The organism is Ruegeria sp. CL6 (assembly GCF_056536465.1).
Genome location: NZ_JBQFPR010000005.1, coordinates 266,289 through 280,755, shown reverse-complemented (window position 1 = coordinate 280,755; position 14,467 = coordinate 266,289). Strand labels below are relative to the sequence as shown.

The 14,467-nt window shown below is 57.1% G+C and carries 13 protein-coding genes and 1 pseudogene; 6 read left to right on the top strand and 8 right to left on the bottom strand.

Going from position 1 to position 14,467, the window contains the following annotated elements; all coding sequences use genetic code 11:
* Positions 1–22 precede the first annotated feature (22 nt).
* Genes napG through ACR0LH_RS15820 form a run of 5 tightly spaced genes read left to right on the top strand, consistent with a single transcriptional unit; the run spans position 23 to position 3,207 of the window.
* On the top strand, positions 23–841 hold the full coding sequence (napG, locus tag ACR0LH_RS15840) for a ferredoxin-type protein NapG (protein WP_170417180.1): 819 nt from the start codon (positions 23–25) through the stop codon (positions 839–841).
* A complete protein-coding gene (gene napH / locus ACR0LH_RS15835; RefSeq protein ID WP_170417182.1) occupies positions 838–1,755 on the top strand; it encodes a quinol dehydrogenase ferredoxin subunit NapH in 918 nt (305 codons plus the stop codon). The genes napG and napH overlap by 4 nt, the downstream gene beginning before the upstream one ends.
* Positions 1,756–1,767: 12 nt before the next feature.
* On the top strand, positions 1,768–2,205 hold the full coding sequence (locus tag ACR0LH_RS15830) for a nitrate reductase cytochrome c-type subunit (RefSeq protein ID WP_170389332.1): 438 nt from the start codon (positions 1,768–1,770) through the stop codon (positions 2,203–2,205).
* Positions 2,206–2,234: 29 nt separating this feature from the next.
* Entirely contained in the window at positions 2,235–2,936 is a 702-nt protein-coding gene (locus tag ACR0LH_RS15825) for a NapC/NirT family cytochrome c (RefSeq protein ID WP_170417184.1), read from the top strand.
* A gap of 13 nt (positions 2,937–2,949) precedes the next feature.
* Complete coding sequence (locus tag ACR0LH_RS15820; protein WP_170417186.1) at positions 2,950–3,207, top strand: hypothetical protein; 258 nt, start codon at positions 2,950–2,952, stop codon at positions 3,205–3,207.
* 67 nt (positions 3,208–3,274) lie between these two features.
* Here the strand turns inward: ACR0LH_RS15820 and ACR0LH_RS15815 are convergent, their stop codons facing one another.
* Positions 3,275–4,690 (bottom strand): RtcB family protein, encoded by a 1,416-nt coding sequence (locus tag ACR0LH_RS15815; RefSeq protein ID WP_480721648.1) that lies wholly within the window; start codon positions 4,688–4,690, stop codon positions 3,275–3,277.
* A 171-nt stretch (positions 4,691–4,861) separates the two neighbouring features.
* On the opposite strand from ACR0LH_RS15815, the gene rtcR reads away from it, so the two are divergent.
* Positions 4,862–6,442, top strand: a complete 1,581-nt coding sequence (gene rtcR, locus ACR0LH_RS15810) for an RNA repair transcriptional activator RtcR (RefSeq protein WP_170417190.1) — start codon at positions 4,862–4,864, stop codon at positions 6,440–6,442.
* Positions 6,443–6,512: 70 nt separating this feature from the next.
* On the opposite strand, the gene ACR0LH_RS15805 is transcribed toward rtcR, so the two are convergent.
* The 7 genes and pseudogenes from ACR0LH_RS15805 to ACR0LH_RS15775 form a co-directional block, all read right to left on the bottom strand.
* Complete coding sequence (locus ACR0LH_RS15805; RefSeq protein ID WP_170417192.1) at positions 6,513–7,082, bottom strand: peptidoglycan recognition protein family protein; 570 nt, start codon at positions 7,080–7,082, stop codon at positions 6,513–6,515.
* Between the two features lies 1 nt (position 7,083).
* A complete protein-coding gene (locus ACR0LH_RS15800) occupies positions 7,084–7,965 on the bottom strand; it encodes a M48 family metalloprotease (RefSeq protein WP_170624458.1) in 882 nt (293 codons plus the stop codon).
* Between the two features lie 279 nt (positions 7,966–8,244).
* Entirely contained in the window at positions 8,245–9,024 is a 780-nt protein-coding gene (locus ACR0LH_RS15795; RefSeq protein ID WP_170417196.1) for an enoyl-CoA hydratase, read from the bottom strand.
* Between the two features lie 246 nt (positions 9,025–9,270).
* Positions 9,271–11,451, bottom strand: a complete 2,181-nt coding sequence (locus ACR0LH_RS15790; RefSeq protein ID WP_480721646.1) for a 3-hydroxyacyl-CoA dehydrogenase NAD-binding domain-containing protein — start codon at positions 11,449–11,451, stop codon at positions 9,271–9,273.
* Between the two features lie 21 nt (positions 11,452–11,472).
* Positions 11,473–12,684 (bottom strand): annotated as a pseudogene (locus ACR0LH_RS15785) (acetyl-CoA C-acetyltransferase).
* A 149-nt stretch (positions 12,685–12,833) separates the two neighbouring features.
* Positions 12,834–13,811: an NAD(P)H-dependent flavin oxidoreductase gene (locus ACR0LH_RS15780; RefSeq protein WP_170417202.1), complete on the bottom strand. Its 978-nt coding sequence runs from the start codon at positions 13,809–13,811 to the stop codon at positions 12,834–12,836.
* 34 nt (positions 13,812–13,845) lie between these two features.
* Positions 13,846–14,463, bottom strand: a complete 618-nt coding sequence (locus tag ACR0LH_RS15775; protein ID WP_170417204.1) for a 2-hydroxychromene-2-carboxylate isomerase — start codon at positions 14,461–14,463, stop codon at positions 13,846–13,848.
* Positions 14,464–14,467: the final 4 nt, after the last annotated feature.

Here is a 14,467-nt window from a genome sequence, read left to right as displayed (position 1 = left end):
AAGGATCGCAAAGGTATTGCACATGGCCCTTGCCCAGAAACCCCTTTCGCCGCAGCGCCGCCGGTTCCTTCAGGACTCGGCGCGCGCAGCAGGCGGCTGCGTGGCGGCAGGGTCTCTCTTGGCATGGCTTGCGCGTGACGCCCGGGCGCTTCCGGCCGAAGCTCTGCGTCCGCCCGGCGCATTACCGGAAAGCGCGTTTCTTTCCGCCTGTATCCGCTGTGGCCTGTGCGTGCGGGATTGTCCTTACGACACGCTAAAGCTGGCGGAACTCGGTGCAGACGCCGTGGCCACAGGTACACCGTATTTTACCGCGCGGGATATTCCCTGTGAAATGTGCGACGATATTCCTTGTGTTGCCGCCTGCCCTACTGGCGCACTTGACCCAGGTCTTAACAACATCGACGACGCCAAAATGGGAGTCGCCGTTCTGGTCGATCAGGAAAACTGTCTGAATTTCCTCGGGCTGCGTTGCGATGTCTGTTACCGCGTCTGCCCGGTCATCGACGAAGCTATCACACTGGAAACACGGCACGATGAACGCTCGGGTCATCACGCCCAATTCATACCAACGGTCCATGCAGACCACTGCACGGGCTGCGGCGTATGCGAGAAAAGCTGTGTTCTACCCGAGGCCGCCATCAAGGTGCTTCCTGCACGTCTAGCGCGGGGCAGCAGTGCTGATCACTATCGCAAAGGCTGGGAAGAAAAAGAAGCCAATGGTGGACCGGTTGTCGAGGGAATCATAGACCTGCCCGACCGACTTCCCGGCCCGGGTACGGACAATCTAGCAACACCCGGCGGTTTCGCACCGGCCTACAACCTGCCGGAGGCCGGGCAATGAGCGCGCAACCCCATTTGCCCGCGGGTCATGAGGCCGTGCTGGTCAAAGGATGGCTGGCGGCGCACAAGTACCTGCTTTTGCGGCGCACGAGCCAGTTGGTTTTTCTGGCAGTGTTTCTACTTGGGCCGTGGTTCGGCATCTGGATTGTGCAGGGCACGCTTTCGGGGTCATTGACCTTTGGGGTGTTGCCGCTGACGGATCCATTCATTCTGCTACAGAGTATTGTCGCGGGGCACTGGCCCGAACTGACCGCGCTGATAGGTGGGCTGATTGTTCTGGCGGTATATGCTCTGATCGGGGGGCGGACCTACTGTTCCTGGGTTTGCCCCATCAACCCGGTCACGGATGCTGCGCATTGGGTTCACCGAAGGCTTGACCTGCCAAAAGGCTGGCAACCCAAACGCGGCGCCCGGATTTGGATATTGGCCACGGCGCTGATCGTATCGGGCCTTACTGGTGTCATCGCCTGGGAATTGATTAACCCGATCACCATGCTGCACCGAGGTCTGATCTTCGGCATGGGCTTCGTCTGGGCCATGATCATAGCCATCTTTTTCTTTGATGTGTTCGTGTCCCGCCGCGGCTGGTGCGGACGCGTCTGCCCTGTAGGAGCTTTCTACGGCCTGATCGGAACCCGAAGCTTGCTGCGCGTCAGCGCCAGCAACCGCGCCGCCTGCAATGACTGCATGGATTGCTATGAGGTCTGCCCTGAAAACCATGTCATTTCGCCAGCACTTAAAGGCAATCCGGGAACGTCGCCACTGATCCTCTCACCCGATTGCTCGAACTGCGGCCGCTGTATTGATGTATGCGCAGTCGACGTCTTCAAGTTTACCCACCGGTACGACGACCACGTCGCCGCACCGTCCGAACCAGTTTCGGCGCCTGATCCGCGCCCAGCCAGAACAATTTAAGGGAGTGCCAAGATGAACAAGCCAATCCTGACCGGCGTCGCCGCCCTGATCCCAGTCATACTCCTAAGCGGTTTCGCTTTTGCGCAGTCAACACAGGTACAACCCCTGCGTGGAGCCGAGGTTGACGAACCCGCTGCGCTGGATCAGGTCCACAAAACTGTTGAAGGCCGAATGCAGCGCAATTACCGACAGCAACCGCCGCTGATCCCTCATTCGATCGAGCAATACCAGATCGACCTGCGCACCAACCAATGCCTGTCCTGCCACGACTGGACCAAGGCCGGAGAGCGCAACGCGCCGACGCTGTCAATGACGCACTATCTGGACCGCGAAGGCCGCGAATTGGATCACATCGCTGGCACGCGGTACTTCTGTAACCAGTGCCATGTCCCGCAAGCCGACGCCCCAGCACTGGTCGACAACGTGTTTCAACCCTCCTCCGGCAACTAATCCAACGCTTGTGTGAAAGGAGCACCGATATGGCAGACTCCCCTGAAAACCGCGGTTGGATAGGCCGCATCTGGAATGCAATCTGGACCCCGGCCGTTGCCTTCAGTTCTGGCTTTTTGTTGCTGGCCGGGTTTCTGGCCGGCATCCTGTTCTGGGGCGGTTTCCACTGGACATTGGAACTGACCAACACCGAGGAATTCTGCACCTCGTGCCACTCGATGGAAACCAATTTGGGTGAATATCGGGAAACGATACATTACAACAACCACTCAGGTGTTCGCGCGATCTGTTCCGACTGCCACGTTCCGCACGAGTGGAACCACAAGATCAAAGCTAAGATCATGGCGGTCAAGGACGTGTATCATGAACTGGCGGGCACCATCAGCACGTCTGAAAAATATGAGGATCACCGCCTGAGCATGGCATCCGCCGTCTGGAAAAAGATGAAGGCGTCGGACAGTCGCGAGTGCCGCAACTGCCACAACTTTGAATACATGGACTTTACGATTCAAGAGACACGGGCAGCGTCCGAGCACCAGCGCGCAATCGACGAGAATATGACCTGTATCGACTGTCACCAGGGTATCGCCCACAGCCTTCCGCCCGGATACCTCGAGCGTTACCAGGAAGTTACGGAAACCTTGGCTGGAAAGCCTTCCAGCTCTTTGCAGCAGCAGGTCGCTGATGGGAGCGACGAGATCCGGTCATTCCTGACCACAAGGGCAGACTGAAAAGGGGCACGATATGCTGGAACTACTGGGAACGATCGGGGCCAACATCATCAGTTTGCCGGGAATACTTGGGCTAGCTTTGGGTATGATGACCCGGAACCTGTGGATTGGCGCTGCAATGGGCGGGGTCGTGGGTGTGATTGAAACCCTGATTTTTGCGCATTGGTCCTTTGGCAATATAGAGACGATCGAATTGCTGATCGCCGTGGTCGTTGGAATATGCGCTGGAACCATAGGGTCGGCCATCCGTATCAAGGGCGCGACTGTCTGATCTCGTTGGCCCGCGTATGACGCGAAATTAAAACCGCAGAAGACCCCCGTTTTGAGGGTCTTCCGCGCTATTTCAGCTTCTTTTTCTTGTTCATCCAGAAAGGCGGCACATCGCCTGCCATGATACAGCCGTAAGGGTCGATATAGTCTTCTATCTCGGCCAGCCCGTAAGACTTGATCTGAGCAACAACGCTATCTGCGCTCTTGTAGCTGGACGGAAGCTCGGACACATCTACGCCGCCGGCATGGAACCGAATATCCAGCCCTTCCGTCTCGGTCTTTAGCTTTTGTTCGGGCGTCACGTTCCCCATCCGGCGTTTTTGTTCCGAACGTGAAAAGTTTCGGCCCGCCCCATGCGGGCTAAACCCAAGTCCATGCGCTGCATCCTGTCCCCGAACCACCAGAACCGGCTCGGACATATTCAGCGGGATAAGGGTCAAACCCGTAGCGTCGGCGGCATAGTCATTCCAAGCTGGCGTCGCGCCCTTGCCGTGGAAATACAGATCACCTCGCTTGAACACAAAGTTATGCTCGTTCCAGTAGCGGTCGCCCACGTCTTGGACGCGTGCGGCCTCGACAGTGGCCTGGTGGATCGCATTGTGGTTGGCCTTGGTCCACTTCCGGATCAGTTGCAAGGCATCCCAATACGTTCGACCTTCTTCTGTATCAGCCGGAATCCAGGCGTTCTGTTTGGCGGTCTTCGGAGACAGCTCCCTCCGAAACCTTTCCGCTATGGCCATCCCATTCTTGTACAACACGGCGCCCGGGCCACGCGATCCGTGATGCGTGACGATCGCTGTTCGCCCCGTCTTTCGCGAGCGACCAACAAACAGAAAGTGGTTCCCGTCTCCCTGAGTACCCATATGCACCTGCGCCATGCGCAGAGACTTGGGATTGTCCAGAAACGGGTTCGCCCGGAACGCATCCGTAAGCTCCAAAGAAGTTGTAAACCGCTTGCCTTGCGGCCTTCCACCCGGTCCGAAATGCGTCACCGATTGCGCAGCATCCAATACGGCTTTCGGATCGGCATTCCCTAAATCAGTGATCATAACCGAGCAGCAAATATCGGCCGAGTGCATTCCTGGATGGATTGCATTGCGCGCACCTGCGACCCCGCCAACCGGGATTGTGCCAAGCGGACCTGCCGGACAAGCATCTGGCATAATCGCGCCGACCTCGATTGTAGGAGTCCGCATCAGCTCCGTCATCGTCTTGCGCACGTTCGCTACGTTTTCCTGCTCGTCAGGATGCTCGGCATCAATATTCTCGTGAAAGGCTATTTCTCCTGATGAGCGCAGATCCAACGTGATCGGCAGCGGCGGAATTTCACCCTCCAGTTCCTGCCGAATTCGGACCAACCCAAACCCCTCGGCCCGCATCTGGTTTGCACGGGCCAGCAATGCCGGAAACTGTTTTCCCGGGCGGTGGCCCCAGTCTTTCAGGTGCTCTCCTGTGACCGGGTCAAATGTCTTTTCATCAACCATTTTCGTTGTCCTCGATAGAATAAGGACGTTTTGGCATGCAACTCGCCCAATTTGCAGCAAAACTAATAACCGGCACAAGATCTTGAAATGCCACAAAGAATTCCGGATTTGACGCAATCGCGTCGCGAATGTACGATAAAACTTTATCGTAAAATATAGTAGTGGATACTTATGAAGAACGTTGTCATCGGCTTTCTAGGCACCCAACTGGATATGGGCAAAAAGAGGCGCTGGAAACCGACGCCTAGCTTGGTGGAACATGACAGCTTACACGTGCACCGTCTGGAATTGCTGTACGACCACAAGTTCAACCGGCTTGCACATCAGGTCAAAAACGAAATCACCGACTCCTCGCCAGAGACGGAAGTCATGCTGCGTCAGCTTGATCTGGATGACCCTTGGGATTTTCAGGAAGTCTACGGAAAACTGTTCGATTTTGCCCGCGGCTATGGGTTCGATGAGGACAGGGAGCAGTATCACGTTCACCTGACAACTGGCACTCATGTGGCGCAGATATGCTGGTTCCTGCTCACCGAAAGCCGCCATATCCCGGCCCGGTTGATACAAACAGGGCCGCCCGGTCCAGACAACGGCGCACCCAAGTTGGATGTAATCGACTTGGACCTCAGCCGGTACGATGCGCTTCAACAGAGGTTTGACCGGCTATCCCGCGAGTATAGCAATCAGCTCAAGGGTGGGATCGAAACGCGCAACACGCGATACAACGCACTGATCGACCGTATCGAGCTTGTCTCAAGCAATTCGGATGAACCGATCTTGCTGCTTGGTGAAACCGGGACCGGTAAAACCGAATTAGCCCAGCGTATCTACAACCTCAAACTGGATCGCCGGAGGGTAAAGGGGCGGCTTGTCCACGTTAATTGCGCCACGCTGATCGGACCCGACGCAATGGCCGCCTTGTTTGGTCAGCGCCGAAGCCATCTTGGGCATGCCGGAACAGAACGCGGCGGGTTGCTGCGCGAAGCTGACGGCGGTGTTCTGTTTCTTGACGAAGTGGATGAACTGGGATGGTCCGAACAGTCCATTATTCTGAACGCAATTGAGACAGGGCGATTTTATCCGTTGGGGTCGGACCATGAAGTTTCAAGCCGTTTTCAGATCATAGCGGGTGCCAACCGAGACCTCCGAACTCTGGCGGCAGAAGGCCGTTTTCGCCAGGATCTTCTGGCCCGGTTGAATATGTGGAACTTCACACTGCCTGCCCTGCGTGACCGGCCAGAGGATATCGAAGCGAACTTGATGCACGAGCTTGCCCGGTCAGAGCGCAGCTTGGGCACACAAGTAGGGTTCAACATCGACGCCCGAGACCGTTTCATGCAGTTTGCCACCGATCCGGCCACCCCATGGCCGGGAAACTTTCGCGATTTCAGCGGGCTGGTAAAACGGCTGTGCACACTTGCTCCGCGCGGACGAATTACGCGAACAATGGTGGAAGATGAGATCGCCTCCTTGCTGGCGGACTGGCATTCCGCCACGACGGACAGCGATTACACGTTGGTTGAAACCATGCTTGGACCCGAAGTCAGGGATGTCGATCCATTCGACTTGGTGCAGTTGGCCAAGGTCATAAGAACCTGCCAGACGTCTTCCAGCCTCAGCGCCGCCGGGCGCGCATTGTTCGCTGTATCCCGAGGAAAACGCAAGACGCAGAACGATGCGGATCGCCTGCGGAAATACCTGCAAAAGTTCGATCTGGACTGGGCAATGGTGTCTGACCGAACTTCGCGATAGCCCCATCACCTCCAAAGGCCACGAGCACTGTGACCGACCCGACAGAACCACTTTTCGGATGTTTAAAACGTTATTCCAAGCCACCAATGATTGTTTGTAGCTCATTGGCCAGGTTGGCACCGGGGCACAAGGTGCTGGCATAAGATTTGTGATGGCCCACGTGTGACTTAGGAATGTCGTACTTTTGGGACAAATCCAGCACCAAGTCAGTCAGCGCCGTTCTTTGCCCCTCGTTCAGGGTTTCCACCTCAAAGTTGCCTTCAACAACGATTGCTATGTGCCCCGTTGGATCGTAGTTGGTGTTTGTATCGCCCACAAACTTGATTTCGCGCCCTTCCGCAACGCGCCCGGTCGCATCTATGTAATAGTGGTAGGGCACATCTGCCCAGGCTTTCTTGGTGCGCCCGTCCGCGAGTTTACCCGTCGACTGAGAAAACGCCTGAAGTGACCTGAGTTTTTGTTCAATGGATCGGGATGGTTTCTGTCTGGTCGCGGTGTGATGAATGGTAATTCTGACCGGAGAATGTGTGGCCACTTCAAACAGTGGTTGCTTTGCACCCCACTCACTGCGCGGAACGATATCCAGCGCCAAGACAGGGGACGCGGGCCACAAAAGCAAGCCCACCAGAACTGCCTTCATGTTAGTTGCCCTTTTTCACGTAGGCGTCAGGAACATGCCGCTTAACTTGCTCTAGCTGTTCAAAAGCGGAACTTCGGCTATTCGACGCAACAACGACGGAATACAGTCCATCCCTGAGTTTGGAAAAGTCATCCGTGTTGACCATACGTGCGTTCACCCCACCACTTTGCAGGTCCATCATGAGGTCGTTGGCCTGGTCGATCGCTGCGTGCGGGAAAGAACCGGCGATGACAAACCAGTCGCCGGCAACACTATTTCTGGCCGGTTCGGATTTCGTCGAAACACGAGCGTCCACTGTCTGTCCGCCGGTCGCCTCGCGCCACCCAACGGCAACCGCTTCCAACCGGGCGCTTCGGGGGGGATGCGTATCGCTTCCGGCTGCCGGAAGCTGTCGAAATAGCCACTGCGCCTCTTGCAGGTCACCGCCGAGTTTCCCGACAACGAAGCCCGCGAATTTATCCGCTTCGAGTTCGGTCGGAGGACGGCTTCCGCCTGCCTCCAGTGTATGCCCATTCAGGTGGTGTGCGATTTCGTGACCCAGCAACGCAACGGCAGCCCAGCGATTGTTTGAGATGCTGTTCTGTATCCAGTCCTCGCTGTAGACGATCAACCGTTCCTCGCCGTCAATAACTGCGGCCGCGTTGGGCACATTCGCCGCAAAGACCTTAAACCTTGGAACCAGCCCGACGGTTGACAGAATTTGAGCGACCATGTCCTTGGCTTGCTGGCTGGACGAAAACGAATAGATTTCATCGTCAAACACCTCGTCCGGAGCAAACGAACACAAATGGTCGTGCCCATCCAGCTTGAGCAATGATTGCGCACTTGCATGAGACGTCAGGAGGCTCAGAAAAATAACTGAGAGCAGGTGCATACGGCGCATTGGCATAGGTTCTCCTAAATTCGGCATCTCATCAACACCGGTACAATCGACGCTTAACCTTCTGTCTACAAGGCATTTACTTGAAAATACGTGAACAAGTTTTGACGCGGGGCCATTTCGCATCATCGCCTCTGGGCGATCGGGGCAGCCACGCGAAGCCGTTTGGCCCGGAACCGCGTAGACGGAACCGGGCGTTTGGCGCATCTCAGGTGACATCCTTGCCGATAGCCACCATTGGGCAAGTTCAAGCCGCCCATTCCGACGGCCCTGAGACCAACCCTAGATCTTTGAAAAATCGGGTTCGCGCTTTTGCATGAAAGCTGCGACCGCCTCGGCAAATTCCGGTCCTTGCAACCCTTCATAGAACTGGCGGAACTCTTCGTTCACACGTTCATCCAGAGCGTCCCCGGACACGTTGCGCAGCAAAGCGCGGGACTTCATCATCGCCCGCAAGGGCTGTTTGCTCAGGGCAACGGCTGCCTGCTCTGCGGCGGCTTCGACCTCGGCCTGAGGCAGGACGCGGCTGATCAGGCCCAGCTCGTGCGCTTCGGCGGCGCCAAACAAACGGCCCAGAAGGATCAGCTCTGCCGCGCGCGGTGCCCCCATCAGGCGCGGCAGCAGATATGACGAGCCTGCCTCGGGAACAACACCCAAATTGACGAAGGGCATCCGGAATTTGGTGTCATCTGCGGCGTAGATAATGTCGCAATGCAGTAGCATGGTCACACCAATACCCACGGCAAGCCCTTCGACCTGCGCCACGATCGGTTTTGGGAAACGGATCAAGGCACGGACAAACTGTGCGGGTGCAGGTTCTTCCCCTTTGGGCGCGTTGAAACCGTTGACATCGTTGCCGCTTGAGAAAACGCCCCCGGTGCCGCGCAGCCAAACGGCGCGCACACTGTTGTCCTGCGCAGTCTCGTTCAAAACCTCGACCATCTTCAGGTACATCTCGCGCGTGATCGCGTTCTTCTTTCCGGGATTGTCCATCGTCAGGCGCAGAACCGCCCCCAAGCGCTCGACGATGATCTGACCGTTTTTGGCCGCGTCCTGTGTCATTCTTGTTTTCCTCCATTGGGGATGAAGCCAGACAGCTTGTAGGCTGGCCTGCTTCGTCGTCAGGTAATGAAAGTTGTATAGAGACAAGCTGCCCGGATTTCTTGTCATTCGTAACGTCAACAATTCCGGTCTTTGAGCCAGCCCCGATCCCTAGCTGCCAAAGCCTGCGTGGCACGTTGCAGCCATTGCTTGCTAACGTTGTCCTGCCGGGGCTCCAGACCAATCAGTCCGGAACCCCGAGGATCTTCAAGCGGCGAAGCGGCCGTAGAAGCTGTCGTCTGCGTCCGCGATGTCGCGCAACAGTTTGGGCGCCATAAAGCGCGGGCCATGCTTGGCTTCAAGCTGGTCGCAAATCTCAACCGCGCGTTTGCCGCCGATGACGTCCAGCCAGCCGAACGGTCCACCTGACCAAGGCGCAAAGCCCCAGCCCAGCACAGCGCCAACGTCGCCCTCGCGGATATCCATCAGCACGTCTTCCTCAAGCGCACGAACGGCTTCCAGAACCTGCGCCATCATCAGGCGGTTCTGCACATAATCCAGTTCAGGCTGTTCTTCGGCCAGCGGATATTTCTGGTTCAGACCTTTCCAGTAGCCCAAACGCTTACCCTTCTCGTCATAGTCCGAGAAGCCCGCCTTGGACTTGCGGCCCAGCCGCCCCTGTTCCTCCATCCAAAGTATGAGGTTGTCCGCCTCGGACGCATCATAGGCATCACCCATCGCGGCCTTCGTCGCCTTCATGATGCGCACAGCCAGATCGATCGAGGTCTCATCCCCCAACTGCACAGGCCCGACCGGAAAACCCAGTTGCTGCGCCGCATTGTCAATCAATACCGGAGAAATACCTTCGGTCAGCATCCGCGTTGCTTCACCGACATACGGCAAGATGCAGCGGTTGGCATAGAAGAACCACTCATCGTTGACCACGATCGGCGTCTTGCGGATCTGGCGTACAAAATCCAGAGCCTTGGCGACTGCGCGATCTCCGGTTTGGTTGCCCTTGATGATCTCGACCAGCATCATCTTGTCCACGGGGCTGAAGAAGTGGATGCCGATAAACTGGTCCGCCCGCACGCTGGCCTTGGCCAGATCGGTGATCGGCAGAGTCGAGGTATTCGAGGCAAAAATACAGTCTTCGGGGATGATCGCCTCGACCTTCTTGGTCATCTCGGCCTTGACGGTCATATCCTCGAACACCGCTTCGACGATCAGATCCACATCCTTGAGCGCCTCCAGATCAGTGGTGGCAGTGATCTGCGACAACAGCGCTTCTTTCTTCTCGGGGGTGGATTTCCTGCGCGAGATCGCCTTGTCCAGAAGACCTTCTGAATAGGCTTTGCCCTTGTCAGCAGCCTCCTGCGTCTGGTCGATCAGCACAACCTCAATCCCGGCCTTGGCCGAGACAAAGGCGATACCGGCACCCATCATGCCCGCGCCAAGGACGCCAACCTTCTTCACGGTCTGGTCCGGGGCTTCGGGCCGGTTCGCGCCTTTTTCAAGCGCGCCTTTGCTCAGGAACAGGGTGCGGATCATCGCGGCGGTCGATGGTTTCATCAACAGGTTGTTGAACCAACGCGCCTCGACCTTGAGCGCGGTGTCAAAGGGCACCTGAGCGCCGTTATACGCCGCGTTCAGCAGCGCCTCGACAGCCGGGAACGCGCCCTTGGATTCACCGACTCCCATCACCACAGCGCCAGCGAAGGTCATGAAACCCTGCGGGTGATACGGTGTTCCGCCCGGCATCTTATAGCCCTTAGCATCCCAAGGCTTCAGCAGGTCCGCGTCGGTCGCGCGCAGAACCCATTCTCGCGCAGCGGCGACCGGGTCATCTGCGATCTCGTCGATCAGACCAGCTTTTTGCGCCGCTTCGGGCGACAAAGTCTTGCCTTGCAGCAAGAAGGGCGCGGCGGCCATCAGGCCAAATTTGCGTATCAAGCGCGTGGTTCCGCCGCCACCGGGGAACACACCAACCAGAATCTCGGGCAGGCCAATCTTGGCCTTGGGATTGGGCGCGCAGAAAATGCGATGAGTGGCCAGCGCCACCTCGTAGCCGCCGCCAAGCGCAGTGCCCGGCAGCGCAGCCGCGTATGGCTTGCCGCCCTTGTGCGTCTTGGGGTCCATGTTGTTGCGTTCCATTGCACGCAAGATGCGATGGGTCGCCATCGTGTTTTCCAACATCTCGTCTGGCTTGTCGGCCCACGTGTCGGAAATGCCCGCCAGCATGTTCAGATCAGCTCCGGCCGCAAAGCTGCCGGGCTTGGCCGAAGTCACAACAACGCCCTTGATCTCATCGTCTGCGTTGGCTGCATCAACCACTGCCTTGAGATCGGCTATGCCCTGTTCGGTCAGGACGTTCATGGATTTCCCGGGCACGTCCCAAGTAATGATGGCCACGCCATCGTCGTGTTTTGTCAGCGTAAATTCAGTCATTGCTTTGTCTCCTGCCCCGTATCACACACGCTCGATGATGGTGGCCGAGCCCATGCCCGCACCAATGCACAAGGTCGCCAGACCCGTTTCCTTGTCGGTACGCTCCATCTCGTCCAGCAAGGTGCCCAGGATCATCGCGCCGGTTGCACCCATCGGGTGGCCCATCGCAATGGCACCGCCATTGACGTTCAGCTTGTCCATATCGATGTCGAAATACCGCTGCCAACGCAAAACAACCGAAGCAAACGCCTCGTTCAGCTCATACAAGTCGATGTCATTGGCGGTCATACCCGCGCGTTTGAGTATTTTTTCCGTCACCGGAACCGGGCCGGTCAGCATGATGGTCGGGTCAGAACCGATCTTGGCCGTCGCGACGAACCGCGCGCGAGGCTTCAAACCGTATTTCTCGCCAAACTCCTTGTTGCCGATCAGAACGCCCGCAGCACCATCAACAATGCCCGAACTATTGCCCGCATGGTGGATATGGTCGATCTTTTCCAGATGCGGGTATTTTAGCATCGCGATCTTGTCAAAGCCGGGCATCACCTCGCCCTGTTCCTTGAACGACGGTTTCAGAGCGGCCAGAGTCTCGATCGTCGTGCCCGGACGCATGTATTCGTCATGATCCAGAATCGTAGCCCCGTTTATGTCTTTTACCGGGACGATCGAGCCATCGAACCGACGCGCCTGCCACGCTGCCGCTGCCCGGTTCTGGCTTTCCACACTATAGGCATCGGCATCTTCGCGGCTGATACCGTATTCGGTGGCGATAATATCCGCCGAAATCCCCTGCGGCACCACATAGGCCGGGATCGCAATCGCCGGGTCCACGGCCAGAGCGCCACCGTCAGACCCCATTGGAACGCGGCTCATGCTTTCGACGCCACCGGCGATATAGCCGTCGCCGTCACCGCCTCGAACCTGGTTGGCCGCCATGTTTACAGTCTCGAGCGCCGAGGCGCAGAACCGGTTCACCGAGACACCCGGAAGTTCGTCGCCAAACTATGATTGCAGCACAGCCGAACGCGCCAGGCATGCGCCCTGTTCGCCCACTTGGAACACATTGCCCCAGATCACGTCCTCGACACCTTCGGCATCCAGATTGTTGCGCTGTTTCAACTCGTCCAGAATGATCGAGGACAAGCGTACCGCGGGTACCTCGTGCAGGCTGCCATCCTTACGGCCTTTGCCGCGCGGTGTCCGTACCGCGTCATAGATATAGGCTTCGGTCATGGGTTATCCCTTCGGGGTCACGCCCCGGTTTTGCAATTTATCAGAATGCTGTGACAGTGAGGTCGATCATCGCCCCAACACCGCGCGGGTTACCGGCCCGTTTGGGCCCGATAAGCGGAGTTTGCGGCCCTACGGCCGCAAACTGATCTTCAGGCGCGGTTAAACATAGCCAGACGGTCGGAGATGATCTGATCCGCCTCTGCCATGATACCGTCAATCAGTTCCTGACACGTCGGGATGTCGTTGATGAGACCCGCAACCATTCCGCAAGACCACGCACCCGCATCCATTTCACCGTCCTGCATGACGCGCGGATAAATTCCGGCAACCTCGTCAATGATATCGTCGAAAGCGATCTTGTCGCCCAACGCGCGCTCTTTCTCCAGAACGCGTTCAACTGCGGTATTGGTCAGGACCCTCTCGGTGTTGCGAAGGGGGCGCATGACCAGACGCGTGTCCAACTCGGTCGCGGCAACGATAGCGTCCTTGACGTTCTGGTGGACCGGAGCCTCTTTCGTCGCGATGAACCGCGTTCCCAGATTGATACCGTCTGCCCCCATCGCGAGAGACGCCACAAGACTGCGCCCGTCAGCCTGACCGCCAGAAGCCACAAAGGGGATTTCCAGTTCATCCGCCGCGCGCGGCAGCAGGATCATGTTCGGCACGTCATCCTCACCCGGATGGCCGCCACATTCAAACCCGTCGACCGACACCGCATCGCAACCAATGTCCTGCGCCTTCAGCGAGTGACGGACCGAAGTGCATTTGTGGATCACCTTGATCCCGGCGTCCTTGAGATAGGGCATGACCTGAACCGGGTTCCGTCCGGCTGTTTCCACGATTTTCACACCGCCATCAATGATGGCCTTGATGATCGCAGGATAGTCAGGCGCGTTCACGGTAGGCAGGAACGTGACATTCACCGCAATAGGTTTGTCCGTCATATCCTTGCAGCGCGCGATTTCATTCGCCAGATCCTCGGGTGTTTTCTGGGTCAGCGCAGTAATCGTGCCCAACCCTCCGGCATTTGAAACCGCGGCGGCCATTTCCGCGAACCCAACGTAGTGCATCCCACCCTGAATGATCGGATGTTGGATGCCCAGCAACTCGGTGATTTTGGTTTTCATTGTCGTCTTCCTTTTCCCCAAGGCCTCGCCAAGGTCAGTCTGTTTCTTTCTGATTGAGGATTTCTTCTTCAACCTGCCCAAGGCGTTCCTTGCCAAAGAACATCTCGGTGCCAACGAAGATCGTCGGGATGCCAAACACATTTCGATCCACAGCGGTAGCCGTGTTTGCCATCAGCCCCTCCTTGACATCAGAGTCCTGAGTTCTGCTCGCAAGGCGCGCACCATCAAGTCCGGCATCGTTCATCGCCTGCACAAATACCTCTGGATCATCCATCTTGAGGTTCTTTTCCCACATGGCCCGCATGCCAGCTTCGACATAGGCATCATGAACCCCATCCAATTGGGCTGCGATAGCGCCCCGCATCAAGAGCAAGGTGTTGACGGGGAAATTCCGATTGAACGTATAGTCCGTGAGGTTGTGCTTTTCGACGAACCGAGTGATCTCGATCCGTTCATAATCCAGTTTGCCTTTGACTTTGGAAAAGGCAAAAGCCGGAGCCATGTTGCCAGTTGCTTTGAAAATGCCGCCCAAAAGACAGGGGACATAGTTGAACCGGACACCCGTGCGCTGCTCTATCCCGGGAATAACCTTGTGACAGAAATATGCGTTTGGGCTGCCAAAATCATAGACGAAGTCTACGGTCACCGTCATTGCC